Origin of the sequence: Sphingomonas endophytica (assembly GCF_014199415.1) — a bacterium.
GTDB classification, from domain to species: domain Bacteria; phylum Pseudomonadota; class Alphaproteobacteria; order Sphingomonadales; family Sphingomonadaceae; genus Sphingomonas; species Sphingomonas endophytica.
Genome location: NZ_JACIJN010000004.1, coordinates 100400 through 117447, shown reverse-complemented (window position 1 = coordinate 117447; position 17048 = coordinate 100400). Strand labels below are relative to the sequence as shown.

Here is a 17048-nt window from a genome sequence, read left to right as displayed (position 1 = left end):
AGAAGAAAGGGGCGGACCGGCCGGTCCGCCCCTTGATGAGGTCAGTTGAAGCTGTAGCGGACACCGACCGCGAAGGTGCGCGGGATCAGCACCGTGCCGAGATTATAGCGATCCTTGTCGCCGACATTGTCGAAGCGATAATATTCCTGCTGCTTGGTGCGCGTCAGGTTGACCGCGTCGAAGGTGAGGCCGAGCCGGTCGGTCAGGCGCGCGGTCAGCTGGAGGTCGAGGCTCGCCTCCGCGCGGCGCCAGACGCCGAGCGGGTTGGCGAACAGCCGCGCCTCGTAACGCGCCTGCCATGCGTTGCGGTAGACATAGGACAGGCGGGCGCCGACCGGGCCGTTATCATAGGCCAACGTGGCGTTGTACGAGAGGTCCGACACGCCGAAGAAGCCCGAACGCTGCTCGCCGACCTGCTGCCCCGAATTGTTGTAGATCGGCACGTTCTGATCGGAATCGAGCACCGTCAGGCTGCCCTGGAAGCCGAGCCCGTTGAGCACCGACGGGAGATAGGTCGGGAAATAGGTGAGCCCAACCTCGACGCCCTTGAGCACGCCGTTCGAGGCGTTGGCGGGGCGGCTGATGACGAAATTGTTCGTCGCGCCGGCGACGATGCCGTTGTTGGGGATGAATTCGAGCTGGCTGACCGGGACGACCAGCCCTTCGATCTCGCGGCGGAAGCCGGTGACGGTGATCGCGCTGTTGCGATCGAAATACCATTCCAGCGCGACGTCATAGTTCTTCGACGTGGTCGGCTTGAGCCCGGCAGTGCCGGCCGTGCCGCTGCCATAGCCGACGTTGGTGAGATCGCCGGTCAGGTTGAAGTTCGGGTTGATGTCCCCGAAGTTCGGCCGGCGCAGCGTCTCGCCATAGTTGAAGCGCGCGCGGATCGCCGACGTGATGTCATAGCGCGCGGTGAAGCTTGGCAGGAAGCGCGCCGAGCCCGGCGAGGCGCGCGAGATCGCGCCGTTGTTGAAACGGTCTCGGAAGGTCGCATCGGTATCGACCGTGACGGAGCGGAACCCGCCCTGCAGGTTCAGCGGACGCCCGAAGATCGTGATCTGCGCATCGGCCTGCAGATAGGCGGCCAGCGTCGTCTCGCTGACCTCGAACACCTTGGTCAGCGACAGCTGGTCCGAGGTCTTCAGCCCGTACAGCCCGCGGATCTGGTCGGCATTGGCGTAATTGTAATAGCCGTTCGCCGACACCCAGCTGGTCGGCACGTCGCCGCGACCCTCGAAGAAGTCCGAGTTGGTGAAGGTCGCGCCCTCGGGCAGGCTCGACAACGGGCGATTGAGCCCGGCCGCGTCGGCGGTACGGATCTCGCTCGACGCGCGGCGATTGTCGAAGCGGAAGCCGGCCTTGATCTGGCGGAGGAAGCCGGTGTCCCAACGGTAGAAGCCGTCGAGCGTCCCGGTGATCGCGCTGCCCTTGTCGCGCCCGGCATTGTCATACAATTGCGCGACGTTCCACACGCTGGGGTCGGCGAGCAGCGCGTCATTGTCGAAATGGTAGGACGGGATGCCGCCCCCGGCGTTGAAGTCGGTGGTGATCTGGCTTGCGACGCGGTCGGTACGCATCGCGAAGAACGCGGTCTTGTTGGTGCTGGTCTGATAGGCGACGTCGGCGACGATCCCGCCGTGATCGCCGACATCCCACTTGCCGTTCAGCGCGTAGACGAAGCTGTCGGTCTGACTGCGGCTGTAATCGGCGCTGTTGAAGCCATAGACGTCGTTGGCGACGCGCGACTTCACGATGTTGGTGCCGTCGTACACTTCCGGCGCGACCGGGTTCGCCCAATAATCGACGAAGCTGAACTGGAGGCTGTTGAACGTTTCGTTGCGGAAGCCGGCATAATAGGCCTCTGCGGTGTAGACCGAGCTGCTGTTCGGCGCCCATTGCAGCGCGACGTTGACCGACGGGCGCTCGCGCTTGCCGTACAGGTCCGAGCTGAACACCGCGTCGCGTGACAGGTAATAAGGCGTCTCGACGCCGTTGACGTTGATCGTCGAGCCCGGCGTCGTCGAAAGCCCGGTTTCGGTGCCGACCTGCCAGTTGCCGAGGCCGGGAGCGCTGATGAACTGTCCGGTCAGCGGATCGGTCGCGGCCGGGAAGATGCGCTGGAAGCCGGACAGCCCGCTGCCCGCCGGCGGGTTGAGCGTCGCGAACGGCACGAACGCGCCCGCGGTGGTCGACATGGTCCGGAACTTGGAGCGCGTGTAGCTGCCGTTGACCAGCACGCCGATGTCGCCGATCCCGGTCTCCCAGCGATCGCTGATGAGCAGGGCGCCGTTCGGATTGAACTTGTCGGCCTCCTGATCATAGATGCCGCGCGCCAGCGCCGAGATCGCGAAGCCGTCGAAATCGAACGGGCGGCGCGTCACGACATCGACCTGACCGGCGAGCCCCGTTTCGATCTGATCGGCGGCGCGCGTCTTGAAGATGTCGACGCGCTTGATGAGGTTGGCCGAGATATCCTGCAACGCGAACGACTGGCCGGCGGCGGTGAAGATGTTGCGGCCGTTGAGCGTGGTCAGCGCGTCGGGGAGGCCGCGGATCTGGATGCCGGCGGCTTCGCCCTGGCCGCGGTCGGTGACCTGCACGCCGGTGACGCGCTGCAACGCCTCGACGACGTTGTTGTCGGGCAATTTGCCGACATCCTCGGCCACCACCGAGTCGACGATTTGCGTCGATTCGCGGCGGCGGTTGAGCGCGCCGACGATCGAGGCGCGGACGCCGGTGACGACGATGTCATCGGGCGATTGCTCCTGCGCGGCGGGCGGCTGGTTGCCGTCGATCGCCTGCGCGGTGCCGGAAGAGGCAACGGCGGCCCCCGCCTCGCTCTGTGCGAGCGCCGGTGCGGCGGCCAGCAGCGATGCGGCCGAAACCGATGCCAGGAAAAGCAGCTTGGGTGCCATGTCGATCCTCCCCATTTTTCGTCGCCGTGTTGTCGAGATGGCCGATCTTATGTCGGTCATTACTCCTACATTCGCGTAGCAGGCTGGCGGGAATAGGCAAGCAACTTCGTTGTGGCTGGTGGGACAAATGCTTGAGATGAAACGCCGATGAAGCCGAGCGGCCGAGGGTGACGCTACGGTTTTCGCGGTTGGAAGGGGCCAGGATCGGACCTTCTTTGCTCCGATCAAAGGCGTTCCGGGCGCCCGCCGGTCACAGCCTTTCAACGCCGAGAATTGCCGGGAGGGTCGCGTCGGCACGTTGCGAGGGATGCGGCGGCGGTCCGCCTCCCGTCCCGCCATGGTTGGGCCGCTCCGTGGATGCGCAGCCTGACGCCGCGCGGTGCGCCGGGCGCTGTCCGGCCTTGTAGCGGAGCGAAGCCGTGGCGCGTCCACGACACGGCGCCCGGCGACGATGACATCGGTCGTCACGCCGTTCGCACTTTGGCCCATGTCGGCGCGGGCGAGATCGAGAAGGCGGCCGACGAGCTGCCTCAGCCGCCGGCGTCTTCGTCGATCTTGGCGAGAAAGCGGTCGCGATCGGCGGTCCGGGTGTCCGGATGGTCCTGCAGCAGTTCCTCCGCACCGTCGACCCCGGCGAGCGCGCCAGGTCGAACTGAAGGGAGAAGCGTGCGTCCCAACCGCCTCCCGCATTTCAGCGGCAGGAAAAGGAAAGTCAGGGAAGGCCAAAAGCACAACGGCCCCGCGATCGCTCGCGAGGCCGTTGGAGAAACTGGTGGACGCACTTGGGCTCGAACCAAGGACCCGCTGATTAAGAGTCAGCTGCTCTACCAACTGAGCTATGCGTCCAGTGACCGTGGGAGAAGCGTTTCCGAAGAACCGCCCCGCGATCGGGAAGCGCGCCTCTAACAGCGCTTCCCGGATTCGCAAACCCCTTTTTTGACTTTTTTCACCACCGCGTCGGCTGGCGGGTCGAGGTCGAGCGGTCGATGCCCATCAGGATGCCGATCGAAATCAGCACCGTCATCTGCGCCGAGCCGCCGAAACTGACCAATGGCAAGGGGATACCGACCACGGGCGCCAGCCCCATCACCATCATCAGGTTGATCGCCATGTAGAAGAAGATTGTCGTCGCCAGGCCGGCGGCGGCGAGCTTGGCGAAGCGATCCTCGGCGCGCACCCCGACGTTCACGCCCCAGCGAATCACCAGCAGGAAGGCGATGATCAGGAACGCGCCGCCCGCCAGCCCCCATTCCTCGGCCATCGTCGCGAAGACGAAGTCGGTGTGGCCCTCGGGAAGGTAATCGAGGTGGCTCTGCGTGCCTTGCAGGAAGCCCTTGCCGAACAGCCCGCCCGAGCCGATCGCGATCTTCGACTGGCTGATGTGATAGCCGGTGCCGAGCGGATCGCTCTCCGGGTCCAAGAAGATCAGGATGCGGTGGCGCTGATACTCGTGGAGCACATAGTTGAAGGCGAGCGGGATCGCGGTCGCCACCGCCAGCGCGCCGCCGACGAACAGCCGCAGCGGCACCCCGGAGAGGAACATCACCGTCGCGCCGCCCGCGCAGATCATCAGCCCGGTGCCCAAATCGGGCTGCATCATCACGATCAGCGCGGGCATCCCGATCAGCACCGCCGCCGGCCAGATCGCCTGAAAGCGGCGCGTCTCGGCGGCGGGGAGCAGGTCGTAGAAGCGCGCCAGCGCCAGCACGATCGCCAGCTTCATCGTCTCGGACGGCTGGATGCGCAGCGGGCCGTAACCCAGCCAGCGCTGGCTGCCGCCGCGTACCGCGCCGAGCAGCTCGACCATGATCAGCAGGATCAGAAAGATCCCGTAGATGTAGAAAGCCGATTTCTTCCACCAGTCGAGCGGCACGCGCGACAGGGCGACCGCGCCGATCATGAACACCCCGAACCGCAGCCCCTGCGGGATTACCCACGGGCGCAGGCTGCCCCCGGCGGCGGAATAGAGCACGATCAGCCCGAAGCCGCCGATCGCGGTGACGAGCAGCAGCACGCGCCATGGCAGGACCGCGAGGGGGGCGGGGACGAAGCCGCTCATGGTCGCGGGTCCGTGGCGGGATCGAGCGGCGCGGCGCGACGCTCGCCCTCCGTCTCCGGGTCGGGCGAGCCGGTGCGGGCAGGGCCACCGCTGGTCGCGATGTCGCGCGCGGTCGCCTCGGCGCTGGCGTTCGATGCGTCGGTCGCGGCTTCGACGGCTGGCGAGTTCGAGGCGGGCACGTCGTCGTCGTCGACGACCGGCGGCGCGGGGGCATGCGCGGCGCGATAGGCGGCGCGCTGTGCATTCATGCGCGTGGTGATGTCGCCGCCCCAAGTCGGCTCGACCTCGGCAAGGCTCTTCATCGCGCGGTCGCGGTCGAACAGGTAGGTCATGATGTCGCGGCCGATCATCGGCGTGTCGAGGTTGCGGACGGTATGGCCGTTGTGCTCGAGCACCACCGCCGCGGCATAGCGCGGATTGTCATAGGGCGCGAAGCACACGAACAAGGCGTGGTCGCGCAGCTTGAACGGCAATTGCCCGTTCTTGAGCACGCCCGAGCGCCGTTCCGCCATCGTGATGCGGCGCACTTGCGCGGTGCCGGTCTTGGCGGCGATCGAGACGCCAGGCACCAGCATCCGCGCCGCGCCGCCGGTGCCGCCGTGGTTGACGACGCCGTCCATTGCCTCGCGGATGATGCGGAAATGCTCGGGATCGATCGGGAGCATCTCGGCCTGCGGCTTGAACGGATCGCGGATCAGCGTCGGCACGAGCTTGCGCCCCGACGCCAGCCGGCTGGCCATCACCGCGAGCTGGAGCGGGTTGGAGAGCACATAACCCTGACCAATCGAGGCGTTGAGCGAGTCGGCAACCTTCCAGTCGGTCTTGTACTTGCGCTGCTTCCATGCGCTGTCGGGCACGGTGCCGTAGCGCTGCGTGGAGAAGGGCAGGTCGAACTTCTGCCCCAGCCCCAGCTCGCGCGCGACCGGCGCGATTTTGTCGTAACCGACGCGGCGTACCATTTCGTAGAAATAGATGTCGCAGCTCTGCATGATCGCATTCTTGAGATCGAGCGGACCGTGACCGCCTTTTTTGTGGCAGTGGAACACGCCGTTGCCGACGCGCATCGCGCCCGAGCAGAACACGCGCTCGCTCGCGCCGACCCCGGCGGCGAGCAGCGCAAGGCCGTTCATCGGCTTGACGGTCGAGCCCGGCGGGTAGAGACCCTGCGTCACCTTGTTCATCAGCGGGACGTGATCGTCCTCGCTGAGCATCTTCCACTCCATCTGGCTGATGCCTTCGGAGAAGGTGTTCGGATCGTAGGCGGGCATCGACACCATCGCGAGCATCTCGCCATTGGTGCAGTCGAACACCACCGCCGAGCCCGAGTTGGTGCCGAGCCGCCGCGCGGCATATTCCTGGAGCCCGGCGTCGATCGTCAGCCGCAGCGTGCGCCCGGGGACGTCGGGACGGGTGGCGAGTTCCTTGACCAGCTTGCCGCGCGCGGTGACCTCGACGCGCTTGGCGCCGGCGGCACCGCGCAGCAGCGGCTCCATGGTCTTCTCCAGCCCGTCCTTGCCGAGCTTGAACCCGGGGGTGACGTAGAGCGGGTCGCGGGTCTTCTTATACTGCTCGGCGGTCGCGGCGCCGACATAGCCGATCAGATGCGCGACCGCCGGGCCGGCGGGATAGTGGCGCGCGAAGCCGCGCGTCGGCGCGACGCCGGGCAGCTCGGGCTGGCGGATCTGCACCGCGGCGAACCGCTCCCAGTCAATGTTCTCGGCGATCTCGACCGGGCGGAAGCCGGGGGCATGTTCCAGCTCGGCGTTGATCTGCGCGAGATCCTCGTCGGTCAAGCCGAGCAGCCCGCGCAGATGCGCGAGCACGCGGTCCTTGTCCTCCAGCCGGTCGGGGATGACGTCGACGCGAAAGTCGGTGCGGTTGCTCGCGATCGGCTGGCCGTTGCGGTCGACGATCCAGCCGCGGCGCGGCGGGATCATCGTCATGCTGACGCGATTGCTCTCGGCGAGCAGATTGTAATGCTCGTTCTGCGCGATCGCGAGATAGCCCATCCGCCCGATCAGCAGCGCGCCGAGTCCAGCCTGACCCGCACCGAGCAGCCACGCGCGGCGCGAGAAGCTGTAGCTCAGCGCGGCTTCGGTCATGATCTTGGGCGCGCGCGGCCTCATAGCGCCCGCCGCAGGTCGATCCACGCGACCAGCCGCGCGGCGGCAGGGAAGAACAGCACCGAAATAATGATCTGGAGCAACAGCACGCTATCGACATGGGCATCGAACGGCGTCGCCGCCAGTCGTCCGCCGAGCAGCACGAACGCGATCGCCAGCGCCGCGATCGCCCAGCTCTGTTTGAAGTCGCGTACGCCCGACCGTGCGTCGATCGCGTCGACCAGGAAATAGGCGAGCGTCCACAGCAGCATCGCGCTGCCCAGCGGCTGGCCGGACAGCAGATCGTCGAACAATCCCAGCAGCGCGGGCGCCCAGACGCGCAGCGACAGCGGCGCGAGCAACCGCCACGACAGCAGCAGCAACAGCCCGACCGGCGGCAGCAGCGGCAGCGTCGCGCCCCATGGCAGGATCGTGACCAGCGAGCCGACCAGCACGGTCGCCCATGGCAACAGCCGCGCGCGTCCCCGGCCGAGCGGTTCCTCAAAGGGCGGGCGCGCGGGCGGCTTCACGGATCGGGCGTGGGCGTCGGAGTCGGGGTAGGGGCGGGCGTCGGTGCCGGCGGCGGGGGCGGGGGCGGCATGAACGCGCGATGGACGATCGCGACGTCCAGCGTCTCTGGGCGCGCGAACGGGCGGGCAGGGGCGCTGTCGGTGCCGGCGCGCAGCACGCGCGCGACCGGCACGCCGGGGACGAACATCCCGCCGGTGCCAGAGGTAACGAAGATGTCGCCCGGGCGGAACTTGCCGTCGGCGGTGTCGATCGTGCGGATGTCGATCAGCCCGTCGCCGCGCCCCGCGGCCAGCGCCGGACGGCCGTCGCGCGAGCGGCGGACCGGCACGACGCTCTCGGCATCGGTGACGAGCAGCACGCGCGCGGTGTTCGGGCCGGCGTAGAGGATGCGCCCGATCAGCCCCTCCGGCCCCTGGACCGGCTGCCCCTCGGCCACCCCCTGCCACGTCCCGGCGTTCAACAGGCCGTAGCGGCGCGTGCTCGACGCGCTGGTGCTGACGATGCGCGCGGCAGTGACGACCTGCGGGTTCTGGTCGCGCAGCGCCAGCAGCGCGCGCAGCCGGACGTTCTCGATTCGCGCCTGCCGACCGACCAGCAACGCGCCGCGCGCCCGCGCCAGCCGCGCGCGCAAGTCGGCATTTTCGTCATGGACGCGCCACCACGTCCCGATCTCGTCGGGCACGGTCGCGACCGCGCGGACGAGCGCTGCGGTCGCCGTGGAAACGGGGACGGTCACTTCGGCGACCGCCGCGCGCGCCACCGAGAAGGCGGCGGGGTGGAATGTCGAGAGGGCGAGCAGCACCGCTCCCACCACCGCCCCGGCGATGCCGAGGATGTAAGTGACGAACAGCCCGTATTGCGCGCGCCGTGAAAAGCCGGGGCGCCGATCCCGCGACGGCGCCATTGCCGTCACCTCCCGCCTTGGTAACTAGAGTACGATCATCTTAACCTGAGCCGGCATTGCGCGGGTGGCGAGGCCATCCAGCGTTTCGCGGGTCGCCCTGGATCGCTTCTCCACGCACGCCATGACGACCCCGGGCGACGTGCCGTCACCCCGTTCTTATCCGTTCTGCAACACCGCGCGGAACATCGGATCCTCCAGCGCGCGGCCGGTGCCGATCGCGACGCAGATCAGCGGATCGTCCGCGACCGTCACCGGCAGCCCGGTCTCGTCGCGCAACACCTCGTCGAGCCCCTGGAGCAGTGCGCCACCGCCGGTCAGCACGATGCCCTGATCGACGATGTCCGCCGCCAGCTCGGGCGCGGTATTCTCGAGCGCGATGCGGACGCCGTCGACGATCGTCGCGACCGGCTCGCTGACCGCCTCGGCGATCTGCGCCTGGTTGATCTGGATTTCCTTGGGAACGCCGTTGACGAGATCGCGTCCCTTGATGTGGACGGTCTTGCCGATGCCGTCGACCGGCGGCTTGGCGCACCCCAGTTCCTGCTTGATCCGCTCGGCGGTCGCCTCGCCGATGAGCAGATTGTGGTTGCGGCGCACGTAGCTGACGATCGCCTCGTCCATCTTGTCGCCGCCGACGCGCACCGACGTTGTATAGGCGAGTCCGCGCAGCGAGAGCACCGCGACCTCGGTGGTGCCGCCACCGATATCGACCACCATCGACCCGACCGGCTCGGTCACCGGCATGTCGGCGCCGATCGCCGCCGCCATCGGCTCCTCGATCAGATACACCGCGCTGGCGCCGGCGTTCTGCGCGGCGTCGCGGATCGCGCGCCGCTCGACCTTGGTCGAGCCCGAGGGGACGCAGATCACGATCTCCGGCCAGCGCATGAAGCGGCGACGCCCGTGCACCTTCTCGATAAAATATTTGATCATCTGCTCGGCGACGTCGATGTCGGCGATCACGCCGTCGCGTAAGGGGCGGATCGCCTCGATCGAGCCGGGCGTCTTGCCCATCATCAGCTTGGCGTCCTCGCCGACCGCTTTCACGCGCTTGACGCCGTTGATCGTCTCGACCGCCACCACCGACGGCTCGTTGAGCACGATGCCGCGGCCGCGCACATAGACGACCGTGTTCGCGGTTCCGAGATCGATCGCCATGTCGTGCGAGGTCATCTTGAACAGGCGCGAGAATACCATTGACCGTATCGTCCGTATCGTTGTCGCCGGAAAAGGGGCGCCGGCAGTGATCGTCCAAGTCCGCGCATCCCGCAGGAATCATGCTGGCGATGGTATCTGCGGGGTCGCGGGACGCCGCGGCTTGGTCTAGGTGTTGCCGCGTGTCAATACGCCGTCTCCCCTCGCATCTGGTCAACCGTATCGCCGCCGGTGAAGTGGTGGAAAGACCAGCCAGCGCGTTAAAGGAGTTAGTCGAAAACGCGATCGATTCCGGGGCGACGCGCATTTCGGTCGTGCTCGCCGCGGGCGGCGTCGACCGGATCGAAGTCGCCGACGACGGCTGCGGAATGACCCCGCCCGAGATCGCGCTGGCGCTGGAGCGCCATGCCACCTCCAAGCTGCCCGAAAGCCTTTTGGGAGAGAATGGGGATATCGATCGCGTCGCGACGCTCGGCTTTCGCGGCGAGGCGCTGCCGTCGATCGCCTCGGTGGCAAGGCTGACGATCGAAAGCCGGCCGGCGGGCGCGGAGGGCTGGGCGCGGACGATCGACAACGGCGCGCTGGAGCGCGACGGCCCGGCCGCGCTGCCGCCGGGAACGCGCGTCGTCGCCGAGGCGCTGTTCGCGCAGGTGCCCGCGCGGCGCAAGTTCCTGCGCTCGGCGCGCTCCGAATATGCCGCCTGTCTCGACGTGGTGCGGCGGCTGGCGATGGCGCGGCCCGACATCGCCTTCTCGCTCGAACATGACGGGCGGCGCACCCTGTCGGTCGCCGCCGCCGACAGCCGCCCGGCGCGGGTCGCGGCGCTCACCGACCGCGCGCTCGCCGACAATTCGGTCGCGATCGATCTCGAACGCGACGGTCACGTCCTCGGCGGGGTGGCGGGATTGCCGACCTTCCACCGCGGGGTGGCGGATCACCAATATCTGTTCGTCAACGGGCGTCCGGTGCGCGACCGGCTGCTGATCGGCGCGATCCGCGGCGCCTATGCCGAGATGATGCCGCGCGACCGTCACGCGGTGGTGGCGCTGTTCCTCGACGTGCCGCCGAGCGAGGTCGACGTGAACGTGCATCCGGCGAAGACCGAGGTGCGCTTCCGCGACCCGGCGCTGGTGCGCGGGATGATCGTCTCGGGGCTGCGGCGCGCGCTCGACGCGGCGGGGCATCGCGTTGCGCATTCGGCGCCGGCCGACATCATGGCGCTGTGGCAGCAGGAATATCAACACCCCCTCTCCGCCACGGAGGAGGGCGTGGGAGGGGCGTTGTTCGGCGGGCCGCTCGAACCTCACGCTCCCACCCCAATCCCTCCCCCGATGGGGGAGGGGCTCCGCCTCAACGACCACCGCCCGACTTTCTTCGCCGCGCCGCCCGCCGCGCGCGCGGTGCCGGACTGGACGCCGCCGCCGACGGCGACCGACTTCCCGCTCGGCGTCGCGCGCGGGCAGGTGGCCAAGACCTATATCGTCGCCGAGGCCGCGGACGGGCTGGTGCTGGTCGACCAGCACGCCGCGCACGAGCGGCTGGTGCTGGAGCGGATGCGTGCCGCGCTGGCCGGCGGGCGCGTCGCGTCGCAGGCGCTGCTGATCCCCGAAGTGGTCGAGCTGGACGAGCCGGCATGCGACCGGCTGGAGGCGCGGGTCGCCGAACTGGCCGAATTCGGACTGGAGCTGGAGCGGTTCGGCGCGCGCGCGATGCTGGTGCGCGCGACTCCGGCGCTGCTCGGCAGCGGCGATCCGCGCGGGCTGGTCACCGACCTTGCCGACGAACTGGCTGCCTATGACGAGGCGCTGAGCCTGCGCGAGCGGCTCGATGCAATCGCGGGGACGATGGCATGCCACGGATCGGTGCGCGCGGGGCGCGTGCTGTCACCGGCGGAGATGAACGCGCTGCTCCGCGAGATGGAGGTCACGCCGCATTCCGGGCAGTGCAACCACGGGCGACCGACGTGGGTGAAGCTCGACCTGAAGAGCGTCGCGAAGCTGTTCGGGCGATCTTAGCGGCCCTTCCGCCCTCCCGGATTGGATCCGGACTGGCGGGCACATGGGTCTTCCCTAGCCCTGATCCTTGTACGCCAGCTGGAGGATGCCCCAGTGCGCGCCGTTGACGTTGATCGAGGCGATCACCTGCTTGAGCAGGATCACGGCGCCATCGGATTGCGGCCGCCGATAGGCCTTGAGACAGAAGGGCTTGGTGATCTTCACCTGCTGTTCGGTATCGCTGAAGTGGAAGAACACCCCGGCGCGCGAATATTCGGTGTTCCAGCCGCGCTGCCCCGGCCGTTGCGGCAGCGAGCGTTCCGGCATCGCCACCGCGCCGAAGCAGCGCCGGTCGGTGAAGCTCATCCCGAAGAACCCCGGCAGCGCGCGCGCCGCCTCCTGCTGCGGGCGGGCGAGGGCGGTGATCGTCGCCATTGCCGGATGCGTGAACAGCGGCGGGTCGCTGCCCTCGACCGGTTCATAGGCATCGCCGAGGATCGCCGCCTCGTCGATCAGCCCCGACGCCACCGCCTGCGCCAGCCCTTCCGACACCTGCCGTGCCGCGGCGATCGCGAAATGGATATAGGGGCGGTCGGGCGTGTCGGCGTCACTCTCCGCGAGCAACTGGAGCAGGCCGTTGGTGTCGTCGCTCACCGTGGTCAGCCGCTGCGACAGGCGTTGCAGCCCGGTGGCGTTGTCGGTGGAGGTCGCGGACAATTGGCCGAGCCCGGTCTTCACCTCGACCACCGCCGACAGCATCGAGCCGATCCGCCGCACCACGCTCTCGCTGTTGCGCTCCAGCCCGTCCATCAACCCGCGCAGCTGCGCCACCAGCGCCTTGACCTCGTGCGTGCCCTGATGCGCCGAACGCGCCTTGGTAACCCCCTGATCGACACGGCCGAGCATCGCATCGGCCTGTGTGGTCAGCGCGCGGATCGAGGTGTTGATCCGCGAGGTGGCGGCGGCGGTCTCCGACGCCAGTTTCTTGACCTCGCCCGCCACCACCGAAAAGCCGCGCCCGGCGTTACCCGCGCGCGCGGCCTCGATCGTCGCGTTGAGCGCGAGCAGGTTGGTCTGTTTGGCGATCGCGTTGATCGTCGCGGTCACGCGCCCGACCTCCTCGAGCGCCGAGGTGAAGGCGCCGAGGCTGTCGTGGATACGGCTGACCTGCGCGATCAGATCGACGACGTTGCCCATCGCCGCATCGATCTGGACATGCGAGCTGGCCAGCAGGCCGTGCGCGCCGGTGGTGGCGCCCGACGCCTCGCGCGCGGCGTCGGCGACATTCTCGACATCGTCGGTGAGGCGGCTGGTCTGCGCGTCGACGCTCTCGATGGTCTGCGCCTGCGCGGTGACGCGCATCGCCAGTTCGGAGATGTCCGCCTGCAGGTCGAGCGTGCGGATTCCCAGCTCGCCAGCCACGCGCGAAGCCCCGGTAATTGTTTGATCGAGCGTCAAATTCGCCACCTCCGCACCGTGCGGTAGCGCCAGATGGTTAACGATTGATCGACATGGGCAGCCAGCCGCAACGATCCCGAACGATGCCGGCAGGTTTTGAAAGAGTGTGAAAAGCTGGTGCACCCGACTGGATTCGAACCAGTGGCCTCTGCCTTCGGAGGGCAGCGCTCTATCCAGCTGAGCTACGGGTGCCGGTTCGGCCCGCCTAGCAGGGGTCGGCGCGCGACGCTACCCGTTTCGACAGCGAAAATCGTCAATGGTCGAGCGTGATCGGCTGGAACGGCGCCAGCCCGCAGCGCGCGCCCTGCATCGGACCGCTGGCGTAGAGGACGGTGATGAGGTCCTGCGCGCACAACTGGCCGATCGAGGTCGCATAAGCGAAGCGGCGTTCGCTCCCCAGACCCGGGCAGCGCTGCGGCAGGGTGACGCGATAGAGGCGGCGGCCGATCGTGCGGATGTCGATCACGCGGTCGCTGCGCACCAGCGTTTCCTCGATCGACGCCAGCGACAGGCAGGTACGCGCCGGGCCGGACGGTGTCGCGGGCGGCACCTCGGGGGCGCGGTCGCGCGCCAGCGTCGGCGCGGCGACCGTCAGCAGCACGGCAACGATCAGCGGGCGCATCGTCACTCCTTCGTCCGCGCGGCCGGCGGCGGGGTCTTGGGCTTGAACGCGCAAAGGTCCACGACGATGCACCGCCAGCATTCGGGACGGCGCGCCTTGCAGACGTAGCGGCCGTGCAGGATCAGCCAGTGGTGCGCGTGGACGCGGAACGGCGCGGGGGTGGCGGCGTCGAGGCGCTTCTCGACCGCGAGCACCGTCTTGCCCCGGGCGAGCCCGGTGCGGTTGCCGACGCGGAAGATGTGCGTGTCGACCGCGAAGGTCTCGGCGCCGAACGCCACGTTCATCACGACATTGGCGGTCTTGCGCCCGACGCCGGGCAGGTTCTCGAGCGCCGCGCGGCTGTCGGGGACGCGGCCGCCATGCTCGTCGACCAGCGCCTGCGACAGCGCGATGACGTTCTTGGCCTTGGTGTTGAACAGCCCGATCGTGCGGATGTGCTGCTTGAGCCCGTCGAGCCCGAGCACGAGCATCTTTTCGGGCGTGTCGACCGCGGCGAACAGCGCGCGCGTCGCCTTGTTGACCCCGGCGTCGGTCGCCTGTGCCGACAACACGACCGCGACCAGCAGCGTGTAGTCGTTGACCGACTCGAGCTCGGTTTCGGGATGCGGATTGGCCTCGGCGAGGCGTCGGTAGAATTCGGCGACGTCGGCCTTCCTCAAAGCCCGAGCACCTCGGCCATTGCGTAGCGGCCCGGTGCGCGACCGGCGAGCCACAGCGCGGCCTTCACCGCGCCGCGCGCGAAGATCGTGCGGTCGTCGGCGCGGTGCCCGATCTCGATCCGCTCGCCCTCACCGGCGAAGACGACATTGTGATCGCCGACCACCGACCCGCCGCGCAGGCTCGCGAAGCCGATCGTGCCCTCGCTGCGCGCGCCGACCAGCCCGGCGCGACTGTCGACGCGGACCTCCGCCAGCCGCATGTTGCGCCCGGCGGCGGCCGCCTCGCCGAGCAGCAGCGCGGTACCCGACGGGGCGTCGACCTTGTGGCGGTGGTGCATCTCGGTGATTTCGATGTCCCAGTCCGCGCCGAGCCGTGCCGCGGCCTCGCGCACCAGCACCCCGAGCAGCGTCACGCCGAGCGAGGTATTGCCGGTCTGGAGCACCGCGATCGACTCCGCGGCGCGTTCGATAAGGGCGTGATGAGCCGCGAGGAGCCCGGTGGTGCCGATCACGATCGGGGTGCGGGCCGCGACGGCCGCCTCCAGATGCGCCTCGAGCGCGGCGGGAGTCGAGAAATCGACCAGCACGTCGGCGGCTTGCGCGATCGGCAGCGGATCGCTGCCGGCATCGCCGCCGCCCGCGACCGTCACGCCCTCACCGGCGGCGATCGTGGCGATCGCGCGGCCCATGCGGCCGTTGCTGCCATAGATGCCGATATTGGTCATGCTGGGTCACTCTGTCGGGGATTGTGTCGGACAATTCCCTTTCGCACGAAACCGCACGGGGCGGCAGGGGGCGCGGAGAAGAATTCCGCCGCGCGCGCTGCCGCCGTTGTACGTTACAGCGCCAGATCGGGGTGGCGGTCCGGCTTGACCCGCGTCGCGGCCGGACGCGGCTGCGACGCGACCTGGACCGGCGGCGGTGCGATCGCCAATTGCAGCGTCTCGGCGGTCGCGGCCCATTCGCGCGCGAGCAGATCCGGCTGCGCATTCAGCGGCGTGCCATAGCTGGGGACGATCGCGCGGAGGCGTTGCTGCCACGCCGGGGTCGCCAACCGGTCGGCGAAGACTTTTCCGAGCAGGTCGAGCATGATCGACGGCGCGGTCGACGCGCCCGGCGAGGCGCCGAGCAGCGCGGCGATCGAGCCGTCCTTCGCGGCGACGATCTCGGTGCCGAGCTTGAGCACGCCGCCCTTCTTCGGATCGCGCTTGATGATCTGCACGCGCTGCCCGGCCTGCCACAGCCGCCAGTCACCGTCCTTCGCGCCGGGCAGATAGTCGCGCAGCGCGTTCATCCGGTCCGCGTCGCTCATGATGAGCTGCCCGGCGAGATATTCGACCAGATCGAAATCGTCCCAGCCGACCGCGAGCATCGGGCGGAAATTGTCCAGCGTCACCGACGCGGGCAGATCGAAATACGAGCCTTGCTTCAGGAATTTGGTCGAGAAGGTCGCGAACGGGCCGAACAGCAGCACCTGCTTGCCGTCCAGGTAGCGCGTATCGAGATGCGGAACCGACATCGGCGGCGAGCCGCTCGCCGCCTTGCCGTAGACCTTGGCGAGATGGCGCGTCGCGACCGCAGGGTTCTCGGTGACGAGAAACGATCCGCCGACCGGGAAGCCGGCATAATCGTCCGCTTCCGGGATGCCGGACTTTTGGAGGATCGGCAGCGCGCCGCCGCCTGCCCCGGCGAAGACGAAGCGCGCGGTGATGACCTGCTCGCCGTCGTCCTTCATGCCGCGGGCGGAGACGCGCCACGTGCCGTCGCGGTTGCGCTCCAGCGAACGGACCTCGTGCCCGGTGGTGAGCGTGAAATTCGCACGCTTGCCGAGCGAGGCGAGATATTGCCGCGTCACCTCGCCCCAGTCGCAATCGGTGCCGAGCGGCGAGCGCGTCGCCGCAAGCTTCTGCCCGGGCGCGCGGCCCTCCATCATCAGCGGCACCCAGCCGGTGATCTGCGCGGGATCGGTGGTGAATTCCATGCCCGAGAAGAGCGGGCTGGCGCCCAGCGCCTCGTATCGCTTGCGGAGATAGGCGACATTTTCGTCGCCCCAGACCAGGTTCATGTGCGGGGTGGAGTTGATGAAGCGGCGCGGATTGCCGAGCACCCCGGCCTTGACCTGCGACGACAGGAATTGCCGCGTGATCTGGAATTGCTCGTTGATCTCGATCGCCTTGGCGATCTCGACGCGGCCGTCGGCGCTGTTGACCGGGGTGTAATTGAGTTCGCACAGCGCGGAATGTCCGGTACCGGCGTTGTTCCAGCCGTTCGAGCTTTCGTCGGCAACCGTGTCGAGCCGCTCGACCAGTTCGATCGACCAGCCGGGTTCGAGCTGGCTGAGCAGCACCCCGAGCGTCGCGCTCATGATCCCGCCGCCGATCAGCAGCACGTCGACCTTGCGCTCGGTCGGCGCGGCGCGTGCGGTCGGCGCAACGGCGGCGGTGCCGGCGGCAAGGCTCGCGCCGAGCAGATTGCGGCGGGTGACGCCGAAGGAAGGGGGAGTGGTCTGCACCGGATGGGTCTTTCCGTTATGACAACAAGCCGCCGGTCCTTCGGGTCGAAGGACTGACGCACGTCTTCGTGCCGGACGCAGTGCCGGATGGCGCGGCGCGGCCGAAATGGTAATCCTCACCCAAAATGGATTGT

General features: G+C 68.4%; 13 protein-coding genes and 2 tRNA genes. 1 reads left to right on the top strand and 14 read right to left on the bottom strand.

The window, feature by feature from the left end; all coding sequences use genetic code 11:
- Positions 1-41 precede the first annotated feature (41 nt).
- The 8 genes from FHS97_RS07575 to FHS97_RS07540 all read right to left on the bottom strand — a co-directional run bounded on the left by FHS97_RS07575 (position 42) and on the right by FHS97_RS07540 (position 9711).
- Positions 42-2918, bottom strand: coding sequence for a TonB-dependent receptor (locus tag FHS97_RS07575; RefSeq protein WP_184035338.1), 2877 nt, complete (start codon positions 2916-2918; stop codon positions 42-44).
- Between the two features lie 530 nt (positions 2919-3448).
- Positions 3449-3595 (bottom strand): hypothetical protein, encoded by a 147-nt coding sequence (locus FHS97_RS07570; RefSeq protein ID WP_184035336.1) that lies wholly within the window; start codon positions 3593-3595, stop codon positions 3449-3451.
- A gap of 93 nt (positions 3596-3688) precedes the next feature.
- A tRNA-Lys gene (locus tag FHS97_RS07565) sits at positions 3689-3764 on the bottom strand.
- Positions 3765-3864: 100 nt separating this feature from the next.
- Positions 3865-4977 (bottom strand): rod shape-determining protein RodA, encoded by a 1113-nt coding sequence (rodA, locus tag FHS97_RS07560; RefSeq protein ID WP_184035332.1) that lies wholly within the window; start codon positions 4975-4977, stop codon positions 3865-3867.
- Positions 4974-7103, bottom strand: coding sequence for a penicillin-binding protein 2 (mrdA, locus tag FHS97_RS07555; protein ID WP_184035330.1), 2130 nt, complete (start codon positions 7101-7103; stop codon positions 4974-4976). The genes rodA and mrdA overlap by 4 nt, the downstream gene beginning before the upstream one ends.
- A complete protein-coding gene (mreD, locus tag FHS97_RS07550; RefSeq protein WP_184035328.1) occupies positions 7100-7609 on the bottom strand; it encodes a rod shape-determining protein MreD in 510 nt (169 codons plus the stop codon). The genes mrdA and mreD overlap by 4 nt, the downstream gene beginning before the upstream one ends.
- Positions 7606-8514, bottom strand: a complete 909-nt coding sequence (mreC, locus tag FHS97_RS07545; protein ID WP_184035326.1) for a rod shape-determining protein MreC — start codon at positions 8512-8514, stop codon at positions 7606-7608. Before mreC ends, mreD begins: the two co-directional genes overlap by 4 nt.
- Positions 8515-8670: 156 nt before the next feature.
- On the bottom strand, positions 8671-9711 hold the full coding sequence (locus tag FHS97_RS07540) for a rod shape-determining protein (protein ID WP_246346527.1): 1041 nt from the start codon (positions 9709-9711) through the stop codon (positions 8671-8673).
- Positions 9712-9851: 140 nt separating this feature from the next.
- Between FHS97_RS07540 and mutL the strand changes: the two genes are divergently transcribed.
- Positions 9852-11684, top strand: coding sequence for a DNA mismatch repair endonuclease MutL (gene mutL / locus FHS97_RS07535; RefSeq protein ID WP_184035324.1), 1833 nt, complete (start codon positions 9852-9854; stop codon positions 11682-11684).
- A 54-nt stretch (positions 11685-11738) separates the two neighbouring features.
- Here the strand turns inward: mutL and FHS97_RS07530 are convergent, their stop codons facing one another.
- The 6 genes from FHS97_RS07530 to mqo form a co-directional block, all read right to left on the bottom strand.
- Positions 11739-13085: a methyl-accepting chemotaxis protein gene (locus tag FHS97_RS07530; protein ID WP_184035322.1), complete on the bottom strand. Its 1347-nt coding sequence runs from the start codon at positions 13083-13085 to the stop codon at positions 11739-11741.
- Between the two features lie 151 nt (positions 13086-13236).
- Positions 13237-13313 (bottom strand) — tRNA-Arg (locus FHS97_RS07525).
- A gap of 61 nt (positions 13314-13374) precedes the next feature.
- Positions 13375-13743 (bottom strand): hypothetical protein, encoded by a 369-nt coding sequence (locus FHS97_RS07520; protein ID WP_184035319.1) that lies wholly within the window; start codon positions 13741-13743, stop codon positions 13375-13377.
- A gap of 2 nt (positions 13744-13745) precedes the next feature.
- Positions 13746-14402: an endonuclease III gene (gene nth, locus FHS97_RS07515; protein ID WP_184035317.1), complete on the bottom strand. Its 657-nt coding sequence runs from the start codon at positions 14400-14402 to the stop codon at positions 13746-13748.
- Positions 14399-15127, bottom strand: a complete 729-nt coding sequence (gene dapB, locus FHS97_RS07510; RefSeq protein ID WP_184035315.1) for a 4-hydroxy-tetrahydrodipicolinate reductase — start codon at positions 15125-15127, stop codon at positions 14399-14401. Before dapB ends, nth begins: the two co-directional genes overlap by 4 nt.
- A 113-nt stretch (positions 15128-15240) precedes the next feature.
- Positions 15241-16914 carry a malate dehydrogenase (quinone) gene (gene mqo / locus FHS97_RS07505; protein ID WP_184035313.1) on the bottom strand — a complete coding sequence of 558 codons (1674 nt, stop codon included), beginning with the start codon at positions 16912-16914 and terminating at the stop codon, positions 15241-15243.
- Between the last annotated feature and the right edge of the window lie 134 nt (positions 16915-17048).

Excerpts from the sequence above, each read along its gene's own strand:
- FHS97_RS07575 (WP_184035338.1), bottom strand. The coding sequence starts at position 2,918 with ATGGCACCCAAGCTGCTTTTCCTGGCATCGGTTTCGGCCGCATCGCTG.
- rodA (WP_184035332.1), bottom strand. The coding sequence starts at position 4,977 with ATGAGCGGCTTCGTCCCCGCCCCCCTCGCGGTCCTGCCATGGCGCGTG.
- mrdA (WP_184035330.1), bottom strand. The coding sequence starts at position 7,103 with ATGAGGCCGCGCGCGCCCAAGATCATGACCGAAGCCGCGCTGAGCTAC.
- mreC (WP_184035326.1), bottom strand. The coding sequence starts at position 8,514 with ATGGCGCCGTCGCGGGATCGGCGCCCCGGCTTTTCACGGCGCGCGCAA.
- FHS97_RS07540 (WP_246346527.1), bottom strand. The coding sequence starts at position 9,711 with ATGGTATTCTCGCGCCTGTTCAAGATGACCTCGCACGACATGGCGATC.
- FHS97_RS07520 (WP_184035319.1), bottom strand. The coding sequence starts at position 13,743 with ATGCGCCCGCTGATCGTTGCCGTGCTGCTGACGGTCGCCGCGCCGACG.
- dapB (WP_184035315.1), bottom strand. The coding sequence starts at position 15,127 with ATGACCAATATCGGCATCTATGGCAGCAACGGCCGCATGGGCCGCGCG.